Below are 13,159 nucleotides of genomic sequence, written 5' to 3'. Positions count from 1 at the left end.
TGTTTAACAAGCTGCGGCGGTTATTGTAAGCCGGAGCGGCGCAAACCGCCGCATCCGTCGGAAAATAGAGACGTCCGATAATGTTGCCTTATCGGACGTTTTGACGACCTACGGTCTTTGTGGTAGAAAATGACTTAAAGGTAGATTTGTGGAGCCCTCCATGTCCCTCAACATCAAGAACGCCGCGACCGTCGCCCTCGCCGACGAACTCGCCCGCCGGCAGGGCATCAGCAAAACGGCCGCCATCCACCAGGCCCTCAGCGAGCGCCTGCGCCGCATGGGGCACGGCGAGACCGCGCGGGAGCGCCTTCTCGACGACATGCGCACGATCCGCGAACGCGTGGCGCGCTTGCCGGAGGTCGACGGTCGGAGCGACGAGGACATCATCGGTTACGACGAACATGGACTCCCCACCTGATGGTCATCGACACCTCCGCGATCGTGGCGATGCTGCGCAACGAGCCCGAAGCGGCGGCGCTCGAAACGACGCTCGCCGCCGATCCGGTCCGCTTGGTCCCAGCCACTTGCGTGCTGGAAGCGCGCATGGTCATGGTCGGTCGGCGCGGAGACCATGTTCTGGCCGAAGTCGATCTCTGGCTCCATCGGATCGAAGCCGACGTCATCGCGATCGACGCCGATCTAGTGGATCTCGCGACACAGGCCTGGCTGATCTACGGCAAGGGCCGCCATCCCGCGGCGTTGAATTTCGCCGATTGCCTGTCCTACGCCCTGGCGAAACGCGCTGACGAACCCTTGCTCTTCATCGGCGACGACTTTTCTCGCACCGACATCGCGGCGGCGCGATAATGGCCATCTTTCCGCCGACGACGCAAATCCTCCCGCCACGCCATCGCGCAGCCAACTGCTCGCCGGGGCCGCCTTCTTCCGCGTTGTCGCCGCATCTGGAGCCGCTGGCCGCGCGCGCCCGCGATTACGCCAAAGCCGCCAGTTCGGCGAACACCAAGCGGGCCTACGCCGCCGACTGGAGGCATTGTTCCACCTGGTGTCGCCGACAGCGTCTCGAGGTCATGCCGCCCGATCCCGAGGTCGTCGGCCTCTACATCGCGGCCTGCGCCTCCGGCGCGGCCAGCCGCGACGGACAAGCGAATTCAGTCGCGACGATCGAGCGCCGCCTGTCGGCCCTGACCTGGAGCTACACGCAGCGCGGCGCGCCCCTCGACCGCAAGGACCGCCACATCGCCACCGTGCTCGCCGGCGTCCGCAACACCCATGGCGCGCCGCCGGCGCAGAAGGAGGCGGTGCTCCGCGACGATCTGATCGCCATGCTGGAAACGCTGAACCGCGGCGAACTGCGGGGCCTGCGCGATCGCGCCATTCTGCTGATCGGCTTCGCCGGCGGCCTGCGCCGTTCAGAGATCGTCGGCCTGGACTGCGGGCGCGGCCAGACCGAGGACGGCTCCGGTTGGGTCGAGATCCTCGACAAGGGCGTGCTGATCACGTTGCGCGGCAAGACGGGGTGGCGCGAGGTCGGGCGCGGCGAGTCGGAGCCCACATGCCCGGTCGCCGCGCTGATGACCTGGCTGGAATTCGCCCGCATCGGCCATGGGCCGCTGTTTCGGCGCGTAACCGGCGAGGGCCGCAAAGTCGGCGCCGATCGGCTTCACGACTGCCATGTCGCGCGCCTGGTCAAGCGCGCCGCGCTCGCCGCCGGCGTCCAGCCCGATCTGACCGAAGCCGAGCGCGCGGAAAAATTCGCGGGGCACTCGCTGCGCGCCGGCCTCGCCTCCTCGGCGGACGTCGACGAGCGCTATGTGCAAAAGCAGCTGGGCCACGCCAGCGCCGAAATGACCCAGCGCTACCAGCGTCGCCGCGACCGCTTCCGAGTGAATTTGACCAAAGCGGCGGGCCTGTAGACGGCGTGTAACGTTACGGGAACGCGTACGAGCTGAGTTTTAACGCAAATATATAACGCGGATCGTGCGTCTTTGCGCATTTATTCATTTCGAGATGAGCAAATAGATATGCTGCAGAGTATTGCAGAATAATAAGCTATCCTTATCGATAGTCAAAACGCCTGCCGACAAGATGCGGCTATGACGGAAGCCAAAGGCATGATAGCTTCTGAATAACGAAATATAGCGAGGGATCGCAGGCGTTTGCCGTTCGCTCAAAGCATCGTGGAAAGGCTCGATTGGGGGCAAATCGCCGGTCCGCTTGTCGGTTTTAATTGCCGATTTCAAATTGAAGCGCGCAGCTAAAATTCGCGCCGGATTTTTAGCTGCGGATTTCAGGAGCGACCGGACAACATGCTGAAATCATGAGAAATGTAACCCAAGCCGGCCGAGCTTTCGGAAAAATCGTCATGAACGATCCTCGCTTCGCCAAGCCGGCCTCTCGATGCCTCCGTTGAGCGTCGGCTTTCTCGACTCCCTGCCGTGGCGCGCGCTCGCGGGGCCGCTGGCGCACGCCGAAGACGCGCTCGCCCGACTCGACGAGCGCCTGCGCGCCAGCCCGATCCGCCAGGGCTTTATCGAACGCACGCATTTCGCCGACGCCTGCGCTTCGCTCTGGATTGAAGGCGAACTCGCCCATCTCGAAGACCTCGTCCTCCACGACGCCCATATGGACGCCCGCGCCCCGACGTCGGAGTTGCTCCGGGCCGCGCGGTGTTGGCGGCGCGTCGCCAGATTTTCGCCGCGGCGCCAGACTGGGCGCTGTCGCCGGCCGGCCTCGCCACTCTGCGCGGCGGCGGGTTTTTGCCGGAAGGGGAGGGAAGGGCGGAGACGGCCGTTGCGGATGAGGACGAAGAAGGGGCGGGGGCTCTGTTTGCCGACGCCGACGATCCGGCGGACGACGATCCGCTTGCCGCCGAACTTGCCGCCCTTGACGCCGCACTGGCGCGGACGAACCTTGCGCTCGAACGCAAACCCGTGGTCGCGCGCGAAGACCGCGACCCGCTGGTCTACGATCTCGATTGGGACGAGAACGAGAGGCTCGACCAATGGCGCGACGGCGTCGCCGGGACCGCCGATCTGCCGCCGGTGCTGGCGGCCGCAATCGCCGCTGTCCTATGGGACGACATCGAGCCGCTGCAGCATGTGGATTGGCTCGGCCGCCTGCTCGTCGCCGCGCTGTTGCGCCAGCGCGGTAAGACCGCGAGCCATCTGATGTGTGTGAATTCGGGCGCGCGGGCGGCGGGCCGCCTCCGGCGCAAGCAGGGCGAGCCCGTCGCCAAAATACTGTTCTGGCTCGCCGCGCGATCCAGGCCGCCGCCGAACAGGGCATGAAGGATCACGACCGCTGGCTGCTGGCGCGGGCCTCGCGCGAGGGTCGCTTGAAGGGTCGGCGGGGCACGTCACATTTGCCGCAAGCGCTCGACCTTGCCCTGGAGAAGCCGATCGTCACTCCCGAATTGCTGGCCAAGGCGCTGAACGTTTCGGCCCGGGCCGGGCAGAACCTCATCGCCGAGCTGGGCTTGCGAGAGCTTACGGGGCGGCGGCGCTATCGCGCCTGGGGGATTTTGTAAGATTGGGACGGGAAAAAATGGCGATATTGTGGTTGACGAACCCATAGCTAGGGCTACGCTCTAACCGTTTTCAGCACTAAACGGATAGAGAGATTCACCAATGGGGGCGGTCGAAGAAATCCTGGATTGGTCTGCGACCAAGCTGGCCCCATGGCGCCAAGATGCCCTACGTCGCCTTGCAGGGGCGGCCAGCCTGAGCGGACAAGACGAAACAGAATTGCTTAATCTTATCAAAGAGAAAGCAGGTTTTCCTCTGGCCGCGAAGCCCCAGGCGCCGACCCCATTGAGCAAAGCTCACCTTGCGTCTGTCGCGAGCGGATCGCCTCTTCAGATCAAAGGTATTCGCAACGTCAAGAACGTCAACCGTCTCGTGCCGGCCGCCGCGCTGTCGTTCACACCCAATGGCATGACGATTGTGTATGGTCGCAATGGCAGCGGCAAGAGCGGCTTCGTCCGAATCTTCCGCACAGCCTGTCGCACCCGCACTGACAATCCAGCCAAGCTCAAGGTGCTCGCTGACGTCTACGGATCAAGCGGGGGGCCGCAAGAAGCCGAAATTATCGTCGACCTGGGCGGCGGTGATGTCGTCGTGCCCTGGACCGCTGGCGCGCCCGCGTCGGAGGCCCTGCTGCAGGTCGCAGTGTTCGACAGCAATGCGGCACAACTTTATGTCGATGGGGGAAACCAGATCCAGTTTCTTCCTTTCGGCTTGGCCTTGCCTCACAAACTGAATGAGCTTTGCCTCACCCTCAGGGATAAGCTGGAAGCTGAGCGTAAGCCCATTACGGATCAGGTCGCTCTTGTTACCGTTGCCTTCGAGACACCCAGAACGACAAAGGCCCAGACCTTCTATGCCGGCCTCAACGGCAAGACGACAGATGCGCAGATCGACGCTGCGGCCACGTTTTCACCTGATGACGAGAAGCGCATCGACGAGCTGACCCGTATACTCGCCGCTAACACCGCGTCAGCTGCCGACGTGACCGCGCTTTCCACATGGGTCAAAAACCTAGCGTCCGAATCTGCCAGCCTTGGTCAGGCATTCAGCGACAAGCAGCTTGACGGATATCGTAACCTCAAGCAGCAGTCCATCGACGCGCGGACAGCTGCGGGCACGAAGGCCGCCGACCTTTTCTCAAGTGAACCTCTCCCTGGTGTTGGTGGTGAAACTTGGCGGCGGCTCTGGCTTGCTGCCCGCGACTATTCAATCACGGACGCCTATGCCGGCCGTGAGTTTCCGGTCCTCCGTACGCCGGAGGCGACCGAAACCTGCGTTCTCTGCCAGCAACCGCTCAGCGCTGAAGCGTCGGACCGCATGGGCCGCTTTCAGGCGTTCGTCAGCGGATCGCTCGCTGCAACTGCTGACCAGGCTGAAACTGCGGTCACCCAGGCGATCGCGTCGCTGCCTCAGGTCGAGATATTCGCGTCGAAGGATTGGGCAACCCGGCTCGAACAGATCCGTAAACGCAATGCGGAACTCGCAGATGCGGTTACGTCCTTCAAGAAGGAAGTAGAAGCCAGACGTGCGACCGCTCTGGCCTCGCTTCGGACACCTGAGACGCCACCGTCCCCGTTAGCCGTCGCAGCTCTGGTCTCCCCGCATGGCGCCCTGCAAGACTTGTCGACGGTGCTATCCGCCGAGGCCGATGCGTTGGCGAAGGCTGATCAGAGTGGTGAGCGCGCGAAGCTGGAGACCGAGCGGGCTGAGCTCGCCGATCGCAAGATCCTCGCGGCAGGTCGTGATCGTGTGATCAAACGCCGTGATCTTCTCAAGAAGGATGCGCTATATACCGCAGCGCTTGCTGAGGTTCAGACGAAGGGCATTACTCAGAAGGCGAATGAACTCGTCGACACGCATTTGACGAAAATTGTGACAGACCATTTCGAATTCGAACGTAAAACTTTGGAAATAACGCACCTCAAGGTTGGTTTAGCGCGAAAGAGCGGACAAACCAAGGCCGCGTTCCAAACCAATCCAGGCACCACGCTAACAAAATTGACCTCCGAAATTCTCAGCGAAGGCGAGCAGCGCGCGCTCGCGCTTGCTGCATTTCTAACGGAAATCGCTGTAACGGAAGGAGCGGGTCCGATCGTCATCGACGATCCCGTTTCATCCTTGGACCGTGATCGCGGATTGAAGGTCGCGGCCCGCATCGTGGCCGAGGCGCATAAGCGCCAGGTAATTGTCTTTACGCACGACTTGATCTTCTTCAACGATTTATGCCGAGAAGCCGATGATCTCGGCGTAACGACCGAAACCATCGCGCTCTTCGCCGACAGCGCCAACGCTGGCAAGGTCGATCCCGCCGGGGTGTCGTGGAAAGGGCTGAGCGTCACTAAGCGCCTCGCGCGAATCCGGAACGACTTCTCGCCATTGAAGAAGCTCCACGCGTCGAGCCCGTCCGATTACGAATTCAAGGTGAAGCACCTTTATGGGCGCCTGCGAGACAGCTATGAGCGCCTCGTAGAAGAACACATCTTTTGCGACGTGGTCCGGCGCGGCGTCGACAGGATTGAGACTCAAAAGCTGCGCCTGGTGCATCTGTCCGACGCGCTCGCGATCCGATTCCATGATGGAATGACAAAAGCCAATACGCACAGCCATGACAATCCGGCGTCAGAAACCGTCTCAACCCCAGATCCAGCCGCATTCGAGTCGGACCTGGCCTTCATCGAGCAGCTCATCGCCGACATCAAGGCGGAGAGTATCTCTGCGGAAAGCCGCGCAGAAGAACCTCGGCCAAAGCGGCCGCGAGTTGTCCCTCGGCGCTATCGAGCGCGGCGCGGCCGTGAATGAAATGAATGGGGATGTTGGCGGTCGCGGCCAGCGCGAGGACATGATCGTCCCACCCGGCCGGAGACGCCGTCGCGATGGCGATCTCGTGCGCCCCGATCCCTTTGGCGAGGAGACTGCGCGCCCAACGCATCGCCTCCAGGATTTCATGCCGGGGACTGGCGCAGGAGATGGCGCGTCGCGCGGGTCGTTCAGGGGCGCGCTCCAGGGTTTTCACGTCCATTTCCGTCAGCCAGGGCGGAACGCGCCGCGCCTCGGCGACCCATGCGACCTCGGTTACTCTGGCAAGCGCAGCCAGAAGCGGGCGCCAGACCGGGGACATTTCCGTTCGGCCTTGAACCTCGATCGGCCCGAACAGGACGCGCGCGAAACCTATGCGCCCGAGCGCGCGCGCGACGAGATCGTTGGGCGTCAGCTCGTTCTTGGGCAACCGCGCCAGCACTTCTCGCTCCAACAGCGCGAGCGCCTCCAGTCTGGTCCGGGTCGCCGGGTCGATGGCGGCCTTCGCCTCGTTTTCCAGACTAAGGCCGGCGCTCCAGGCTTTCGACAGACTGTTGGCTGCGGCGCGCTGAAAACCGGGCAAGGTCTTGATCGCGTCGAGTTCGCCCAACCCCAGGCCGATCGACTCCTTGACCGCCGTGGCCAAGTGCTCGGGATCAATGGGTTGAAGAAAGCCGCCAGCCAGACGCGCCGCAAGCTGATCGATCGTCAGCAGTTTCAGGCCGTGCTTGCCGCCCAGGGCCGCTTTTGCGCGGCAATGACGCCAGGAATTGCGATTGGGAACGACAATGGTGCTGAGCACGAAATTCACTTCTCAAAGCCAAGTTCTGCAACTTAGAACGAGAGGCGAACATAAGCCAAGCCATGAATGCCGGCTCGGAGCCTAAAAACACTCAATAGGTCGCGAAGGGATCGCGCTTCACGGCTTTCAGCGTTGACCTTCGCCGACACATCAACAAAAATGAAAGGCGACATTGCATGAAGCGACCCAGATGCCGATCATTTTCGATGCGAAGCCGGACTCTGGTTATGACGACCTTCTTCCCCGGCGATATCATTTCCCCAACAATTACTTGAAGGTCGCGGAGGCGGCCGTTGGCGACTGGATTCTTTTTCGTAAGCCTCGCAGGGGTGACGGCGCCCCAGGTTATTTCGCGGTCGCCCGGCTGAAGGCGCTTGAACCCGACCCCAAGGATCCGGGCTCGTCCTACGCGCTGCTCGACGGCTTTCTCGACTTTGACCGCGCCGTCCCGCAAAACCGCGCTGACGGGCAACCTTATGAAGAGATAATGCGGAGCGCTCCGCAGAAAGGCCGAGGCGCCGCAATCCAGGGACGTTCGGTGCGGCCGGTCTCGACAGCGGACTTCGCGGCGATCGTCAAAGCAGGACTCAGTGACGTCTTCGACCCGGCGAACGCCATAAAGCTCGAACTCGATCCCGATCACTGCGACGCTGACACGCGCGCGCTGATCGACGCGCCGGAGGAAGCGCAAGAGCGCCAAATAAGGCAAATCCTGCTCAATCGCAAGATCCGCGACGCTGCGTTCCCGTCCGCCGTGTGCACGGCCTACGACAACACCTGCGCCATCACCGGACTCAAAATTGTCAACGGCGGCGGCAAGGTGGAAGTGCAAGCCGCGCACATCTGGCCCGTCGAAGGAGACGGTCCTGACGTGGTCCAGAGCGGCCTTGCCCTGTCGGGCACAGTTCATTGGCTGTTTGACCGCGGCCTGATCCGGATATCGGATGACTACCGGCTGCTTATCTCGCACAACAAGATTCCCAGCGAGCTGCAGCGGCTGTTCGAGCGGCAAATGAGCGGCATTATCCTGCCGAAAAATGAAGCGCACTGGCCAAACCGCTCTTATCTTCAGCGCCATCGTGAGCGCTTCTCGTGACAATCGACCAGACCATCGCCGGGTACGATCGCAACGCGAGCGCGGTCGTCGATCAATATGAAAGCTTGCAGCCGGAAAACCTGCACGGTTGGTTCTCGCATCTACTGCCGGAGGCTCCTGGCCTGGTGATCGACATTGGCGCCGGCAGCGGGCGCGACGCCGCGTGGTTCGCCTCGAAAGGCTACCGCGTCATCGCAGTGGAGCCATCGAAGAACATGCGCGTCGAAGCTCAGAAGCGCCACGACACGCCGGCCATACAATGGCTGAGCGACCGCCTGCCGTCATTGACGGCCACGATGGCGTTGGGCGTTTCCGCCGACGTCGTCCACCTTGGCGCCGTCTGGATGCACTTGCCAGCGGCCGACCGGACACGCGCATTTCGCAAGCTGGTCTCGCTGACCCGATCGGGCGGTCTGATCGTGATGACGATCCGCGACGGAGTCGAAGACCAAGGCCGCGGCTTTCACGCCGTTGATGTTGAAGATATCGAAAACCTTGCGCGCGCCCATGGCCTCGTCGTGCTGCCGCGTCAGAAGGTTGCCGATCTGCTTGGGCGCAAAGACGTCCAATGGCATCAGATCGCCTTGCGCTTGCCGGACGACGGCACCAACGCCTTGCCGATTTTGCGCCACATCATCCTCAACGACAGCAAGACGTCGACGTACAAGCTTGGACTGCTGCGGGCGCTCTGCCGCGCCGCCGACGGCGCCGCCGGCATGGCCAAGGATCAGGGCGACGATCATGTCGCCGTGCCGCTGGGGCTCGTCGCGCTCAATTGGCTCAGGCTTTATCTGCCGCTGCTCGCTGCCGATCTGCCGCAGAGCAGCCTCAACATCAAAGGCGGCGAACGTCTCGATTTTTGCAAGGAATCCACGCGCGCCATTCTGGCCGGCGTCGTGCCGGCCATCAATCTGCGGCCAGGCGCGACATTTTCATCGCAGGATACGAAGATCGTTCATTCCGCGCTCAAGGCGGCCGCAGTCACGATCCGCGACAACCCAGCACATTTCACGACCTACGCCAAAGGGGGGGCGATTTTTCCTTATGTCGCCGGCTCGAAAACCTGGTCGTGCGGAACTCTGACGCTGGACGCGACCTATCTCGCTTCCTTCGGCGCGCTGCTCGTGCCGCGCGACATCTGGCGCGCGATGCAGCGCTACAGCGCCTGGATTGAGCCATCGATCGTCGCGGAATGGATCCGGATCATCAAGGGCTATGCCCAGCGCATGACAAGAACTCTAAATGACGGCGCAATCGCGGCCGCCATGACGTGGATTGAACCGGACCGTGACGTGGCGATCGCGAGAACGCGCGCGTTGTCCCTGATGGACCAGGGCTCGCTATATTGCGTGTGGAGTGGAAAACAATTGACCACTCAGACGCTCGACATGGACCACGCTTTTCCATGGTCGGCTTGGCCGTGCGGCGACCTCTGGAATCTGATGCCTTCGCATCGAGCCTTGAATCAGAAGAAGAAAAAGGACAAGCTTCCGACGGCCGATCTCCTTAGCCGGAGCCGCGACAGCGTATTGTCGTGGTGGCGCGACGCTTATGAGCGCGCCGACCATCTGGCGCCGCAGTTCATCAGCGAAGCGAAAACCAGCCTTCCGACGCTTTGGCAAAACGACGGCCTGGAATTGGGCGACATCTTTGAAGGAATGCGTTTTCAAAGGCTCCGGCTTTGGCGAGACCAGCAAATTCCCGAATGGGATGGGCTATGAACAGAGGGAAGCGACAATGCGTTGATAAAACAACGCGGACGCAGGTCATCCATATTGGAGTTCGGACTGAGGACAGGGGCAAGCAGAAGCTCGCACAGGCTAAAGCAGCCACCGAGGCCGCTTGAAAGATATGCGCTCATTCATCTTCATTTCCGGATGTTTGTTCGCATCCGCCTCTTATTCGGAGGACGTAAAAAGACCCGCGCTCAATTTGGAGGTCAGGCAAGAGACCATCGCGACGACCATCTGCACGCCTGGCTGGACGCAAAGCATCCGTCTCTACGTTTCCGAAACGAAGCGGATCAAGTCCAAAATGTTGGCGGCGATTGGCGAGCCGATCGACCACCGAAACCGCTACCAGCTTGACCACATCATACCCCTCGCGCTTGGCGGGGCCGTCGTCGATCAACAGAATTTGGCGCTGCAGCCGATCGAAGAGGCGCGTGATAAGGACGTCGTCGAAAGGTGCCTCTCATCCTTGGTCTGTCAAGGCCAAGTAGGCTTGGAGGACGCACAATCGGCCATTTGGGAGGATTGGCGAAAAGCGGCCGAGCTGTGCGGCGGTCAGTGAATACACCTCATTTCGAGGCACCATTTCCCAACAGCTTTACGCCCTGAAGGGTCTCAAGACGACAGCCCTGCGGATGTTCACAGTGCGAGCCGACGGGGAAATCGCCACCGGTTTTGTGCTTTTCATGTTGCGCCCAGCTGACGCAGTTGCCGTTGGCGAGCCGGTAGCCTGGACCTCCCCTGCATCCGCATCCCTCGCAGGCGTAAGCCGATGCCAAGCAAAGTATCAAAGCGCTCACGATAAGCAACCAAGACAGGGGGCGCACCACCATGTCAGTGATCCTACGAAAACCGAGGAATCAGCATATGCGAAAATGCGCGCCGGTATGGCGGTTGGTTCGCCAGCACGTCTCGCCACGCTGATGGTGCGAACGCTGATGGCGATGGCCCCAGCCAGCCTCGGCGATCGTCGAAAATGCCACAGGCGTAAGGGTAATGACGCAGCAGGTCAAAAGGCTAGCGAGAAAAATTTTCATCGAACGTCCTCGTCATCGACAGCGCCAGCAGGCTGCAGCAAAACGTGACACAAGCCAAGCCTTGGGCGATGATTTTGCGTCAAGCGCTCATGCGTGAGATTTGCAGCTCGTAGAAATCATGTAATCTTGCGGCAATGCGCAAGGGAACGCTCAGGTGATATTCGACTGGTGGCGGCGGAGAAAAATCGAACGCGCCCTGATCAAGCGTGACGCCTCTGCGCTGATCGAGCGATTCGGAGACGATGCCTATCTTGAAGCCCGCAACTGGGTCATCGGAGAGCTGAACCACAAAATCATCGACGTCGATCGCCCGCCAGGACATTGGGCTCGGGTTCGTGCGGAAATTCGCAAGCGAATCAAACCCGCAGATAAGCCAGATTCCGCGACTCGGCGTCTGCTGGACTGGCGATGACCGACATTCATCGCAGTGTTCTGATCGTCGAAGAGCATTCTCGCGACGTGGGCAGACAGCATGACATGTCCAGCGTCCGACGCGACGAAGCATGGCTTCTTAGGGCCAAGACAAGTTGTAAAGTTATGCATAGGCCGTGACGGCGGCGTCCTCATTGAAAAATGCAGCATCTGTTGTCTTACGATGTGCGGCCAATGGCCGTGCATCAGTCGGCAGAGGGAGGCTGCAAAATGGCTGAAGCAAAGAGTCCCGCGGTGAGCCGCTTCAGGGCAGAGCGCCTCGAGACGCGCGTGACCGTCGATCAAAAGCGCCTGATCGAACACGCCGCGGCCTTGCAAGGACGCTCAGTGACGGATTTCGTTCTGACAAGTTTGCAGGACGCGGCGCGGCGCGCCATCGAGGAACATCAGTATCTGGCGCTTTCGGTGCGAGACAGCGAGGCGTTCGTGCAGGCTCTGACCAAGCAAGTTCTTGCTATCGTCCGCCAAGAGAAAATCTGCCGCAGGCTGATGAGCGCTCCAGGCGTTGGTCCGATCACCGCTCTTGCATATCGCGCAACAATTGATCGACCGGAACGTTTCCGGCATTCGCGCGACGTCGGCGCCCATCTTGGTCTCACGCCAGCGCGCTACCAGTCGGGCGAAACAGACATCCAAGGCAAAATCAGCCGATGCGGCGACGAACTCGCGCGCACCGCGCTCTATAGGCGGCGCATAGCTTGCTCGTGCGCAGCCAGAAATGGTCAAGCCTGCGAGCATGGGGCATGAAGATCGCCAAAAATCGCGGCATGGCTCGGGCCCGCGTCGCGGTTGCCCGCAAGCTCGCGGTCGTGCTCCATCGTATGTGGAACGACGAAACAGACTTTCGCTTCGGCAAGGAGCCCATTCAGAACAGCCAGCCGACTGCAGCTTGAGACGACCAATAGGATTTTGATGAATTCGCCCGCAGGGTGAAGCAGATCGTTCCCGTGGGGACGAAGGGCGAAGCGACCTCGTTAAGAGTCGCGAACCCGTCGGTCCAAAGCCGACGAGGTCGTGGACAGATTGAGGCGTTTCGCCTTCCTGACCCCATTATGCGGCAGCCCTGCGCTGACCGCGGAGAGAAGCGCGTGACCCACGTGAACGAAACGATCACCCACTGAAAGGTTGAACAGGAGCAGCTTGACTCCAGAGACCCCAATCAGAGAGGACTCTCAGTACATAATCAGACATTTTCTGCACTCGTATCGAATCACGCTCAATGTGGCGGCTAATTGGTTATCAACTGGAAGTTGAACATCTGCGTCAACGTACGACAAACTGAAACCACCGACACAACTCCATCAACGGCAGAAGGTGGCTGGAAAAAAGATAGTTATATAATTGTGTTTAAAGTATTTTTATCGTTTGCGTACCGCAGTAAGACTCCATAACGGGCGGTTCCGTGAGGGCGCACGCATGGCGGGTATAGATGTTTCTGTTCACTATCGGTTCAGATTGGGGTAATTAAAACCTGAGATTGCCGTAACGGCGGTTTAGCTACCTGAAGGTGATATGTCATGGTCGACAATGAAATTGATGTTCGGATAGGAGCAAATCTTCGCAGTTTGCGCATTAGGAATAACTTATCGTTGGGCATGTTGGCCGAAGTCGTCGGCGTAACGGAGAGCCGCCTTTTGGCATTTGAGCGTGGCGAGTCGCGTATTGGAGCAGCGTTGCTATCGAAAATGTGTAGTGTGTTGAATGTGCCGCCGTTTGCGTTCTTTACGTGGTTGTCGGATCAATCGGCATCTGGCCATCAGCTCGATGCGGCTTGATCGACG

The 13,159-nt window shown here is 60.7% G+C and carries 13 protein-coding genes and 2 pseudogenes; 12 read left to right on the top strand and 3 right to left on the bottom strand.

Annotated features, from left to right (window positions below; all coding sequences use genetic code 11):
- The first annotated feature begins 160 nt into the window (after positions 1 to 160).
- The 3 genes from CFB24_RS20040 to CFB24_RS20030 are packed head-to-tail and all read left to right on the top strand — an operon-like array spanning position 161 to position 1,874.
- Entirely contained in the window at positions 161 to 418 is a 258-nt protein-coding gene (locus tag CFB24_RS20040; RefSeq protein WP_088522405.1) for a type II toxin-antitoxin system VapB family antitoxin, read from the top strand.
- Positions 418 to 807: a type II toxin-antitoxin system VapC family toxin gene (locus tag CFB24_RS20035; protein ID WP_088522404.1), complete on the top strand. Its 390-nt coding sequence runs from the start codon at positions 418 to 420 to the stop codon at positions 805 to 807. The genes CFB24_RS20040 and CFB24_RS20035 overlap by 1 nt, the downstream gene beginning before the upstream one ends.
- Positions 807 to 1,874 carry a site-specific integrase gene (locus CFB24_RS20030; RefSeq protein ID WP_088522403.1) on the top strand — a complete coding sequence of 356 codons (1,068 nt, stop codon included), beginning with the start codon at positions 807 to 809 and terminating at the stop codon, positions 1,872 to 1,874. The genes CFB24_RS20035 and CFB24_RS20030 overlap by 1 nt, the downstream gene beginning before the upstream one ends.
- A gap of 361 nt (positions 1,875 to 2,235) precedes the next feature.
- On the opposite strand, the gene CFB24_RS23745 is transcribed toward CFB24_RS20030, so the two are convergent.
- A complete protein-coding gene (locus CFB24_RS23745) occupies positions 2,236 to 2,583 on the bottom strand; it encodes a hypothetical protein (protein ID WP_244593333.1) in 348 nt (115 codons plus the stop codon).
- A 47-nt stretch (positions 2,584 to 2,630) separates the two neighbouring features.
- Here CFB24_RS23745 and CFB24_RS23740 point away from each other — a divergent pair, with 47 nt between their 5' ends.
- The 3 genes from CFB24_RS23740 to CFB24_RS20020 all read left to right on the top strand — a co-directional run bounded on the left by CFB24_RS23740 (position 2,631) and on the right by CFB24_RS20020 (position 6,284).
- Complete coding sequence (locus CFB24_RS23740; protein WP_244593332.1) at positions 2,631 to 3,248, top strand: DUF1612 domain-containing protein; 618 nt, start codon at positions 2,631 to 2,633, stop codon at positions 3,246 to 3,248.
- Complete coding sequence (locus CFB24_RS23735) at positions 3,245 to 3,487, top strand: helix-turn-helix domain-containing protein (RefSeq protein ID WP_244593331.1); 243 nt, start codon at positions 3,245 to 3,247, stop codon at positions 3,485 to 3,487. The genes CFB24_RS23740 and CFB24_RS23735 overlap by 4 nt, the downstream gene beginning before the upstream one ends.
- 100 nt (positions 3,488 to 3,587) lie before the next feature.
- A complete protein-coding gene (locus CFB24_RS20020) occupies positions 3,588 to 6,284 on the top strand; it encodes an AAA family ATPase (protein ID WP_088522402.1) in 2,697 nt (898 codons plus the stop codon).
- Here the strand turns inward: CFB24_RS20020 and CFB24_RS20015 are convergent.
- A complete protein-coding gene (locus CFB24_RS20015; RefSeq protein WP_141098528.1) occupies positions 6,181 to 7,083 on the bottom strand; it encodes a PD-(D/E)XK nuclease family protein in 903 nt (300 codons plus the stop codon). The two genes, CFB24_RS20020 and CFB24_RS20015, sit on opposite strands and share 104 nt — an antisense overlap.
- A 190-nt stretch (positions 7,084 to 7,273) precedes the next feature.
- Between CFB24_RS20015 and CFB24_RS20010 the strand changes: the two genes are divergently transcribed.
- From CFB24_RS20010 to CFB24_RS20000, 3 genes are all read left to right on the top strand, one after another.
- Positions 7,274 to 8,179 (top strand): HNH endonuclease, encoded by a 906-nt coding sequence (locus tag CFB24_RS20010; RefSeq protein WP_088522407.1) that lies wholly within the window; start codon positions 7,274 to 7,276, stop codon positions 8,177 to 8,179.
- Positions 8,176 to 9,900, top strand: coding sequence for a methyltransferase domain-containing protein (locus tag CFB24_RS20005; RefSeq protein ID WP_088522400.1), 1,725 nt, complete (start codon positions 8,176 to 8,178; stop codon positions 9,898 to 9,900). The genes CFB24_RS20010 and CFB24_RS20005 overlap by 4 nt, the downstream gene beginning before the upstream one ends.
- A gap of 121 nt (positions 9,901 to 10,021) precedes the next feature.
- A complete protein-coding gene (locus CFB24_RS20000; protein ID WP_141098527.1) occupies positions 10,022 to 10,471 on the top strand; it encodes a hypothetical protein in 450 nt (149 codons plus the stop codon).
- Between the two features lie 554 nt (positions 10,472 to 11,025).
- Here CFB24_RS20000 and CFB24_RS19990 read toward each other — a convergent pair.
- Positions 11,026 to 11,268 (bottom strand): hypothetical protein, encoded by a 243-nt coding sequence (locus tag CFB24_RS19990; RefSeq protein ID WP_088522397.1) that lies wholly within the window; start codon positions 11,266 to 11,268, stop codon positions 11,026 to 11,028.
- A 320-nt stretch (positions 11,269 to 11,588) separates the two neighbouring features.
- On the opposite strand from CFB24_RS19990, the pseudogene CFB24_RS23210 reads away from it, so the two are divergent.
- The 3 genes and pseudogenes from CFB24_RS23210 to CFB24_RS19980 form a co-directional block, all read left to right on the top strand.
- Positions 11,589 to 11,817, top strand: a pseudogene (locus CFB24_RS23210) (type II toxin-antitoxin system TacA family antitoxin); the annotation flags it as partial.
- A pseudogene (locus CFB24_RS19985) lies at positions 11,814 to 12,271 on the top strand (transposase); the annotation flags it as partial. The pseudogenes CFB24_RS23210 and CFB24_RS19985, both read left to right, overlap by 4 nt.
- A gap of 624 nt (positions 12,272 to 12,895) precedes the next feature.
- Complete coding sequence (locus tag CFB24_RS19980; RefSeq protein ID WP_088522396.1) at positions 12,896 to 13,153, top strand: helix-turn-helix domain-containing protein; 258 nt, start codon at positions 12,896 to 12,898, stop codon at positions 13,151 to 13,153.
- The last annotated feature ends 6 nt before the right edge of the window (positions 13,154 to 13,159 follow it).

This window comes from Rhodoblastus acidophilus, assembly GCF_900187365.1.
In the GTDB taxonomy this organism is placed as follows: Bacteria; Pseudomonadota; Alphaproteobacteria; order Rhizobiales; family Beijerinckiaceae; genus Rhodoblastus; species Rhodoblastus acidophilus.
This window is presented reverse-complemented; position numbering and strand designations above follow the sequence as displayed.

Bases quoted from the DNA above. Each gene is read 5' to 3' on its own strand.
- CFB24_RS20040 (WP_088522405.1), top strand. From the start codon at position 161: ATGTCCCTCAACATCAAGAACGCCGCGACCGTCGCCCTCGCCGACGAA.
- CFB24_RS20035 (WP_088522404.1), top strand. From the start codon at position 418: ATGGTCATCGACACCTCCGCGATCGTGGCGATGCTGCGCAACGAGCCC.
- CFB24_RS20030 (WP_088522403.1), top strand. From the start codon at position 807: ATGGCCATCTTTCCGCCGACGACGCAAATCCTCCCGCCACGCCATCGC.
- CFB24_RS23745 (WP_244593333.1), bottom strand. From the start codon at position 2,583: ATGGGCGTCGTGGAGGACGAGGTCTTCGAGATGGGCGAGTTCGCCTTC.
- CFB24_RS23735 (WP_244593331.1), top strand. From the start codon at position 3,245: ATGAAGGATCACGACCGCTGGCTGCTGGCGCGGGCCTCGCGCGAGGGT.
- CFB24_RS20020 (WP_088522402.1), top strand. From the start codon at position 3,588: ATGGGGGCGGTCGAAGAAATCCTGGATTGGTCTGCGACCAAGCTGGCC.
- CFB24_RS20010 (WP_088522407.1), top strand. From the start codon at position 7,274: ATGCCGATCATTTTCGATGCGAAGCCGGACTCTGGTTATGACGACCTT.
- CFB24_RS19990 (WP_088522397.1), bottom strand. From the start codon at position 11,268: ATGTCCTGGCGGGCGATCGACGTCGATGATTTTGTGGTTCAGCTCTCC.
- CFB24_RS19980 (WP_088522396.1), top strand. From the start codon at position 12,896: ATGGTCGACAATGAAATTGATGTTCGGATAGGAGCAAATCTTCGCAGT.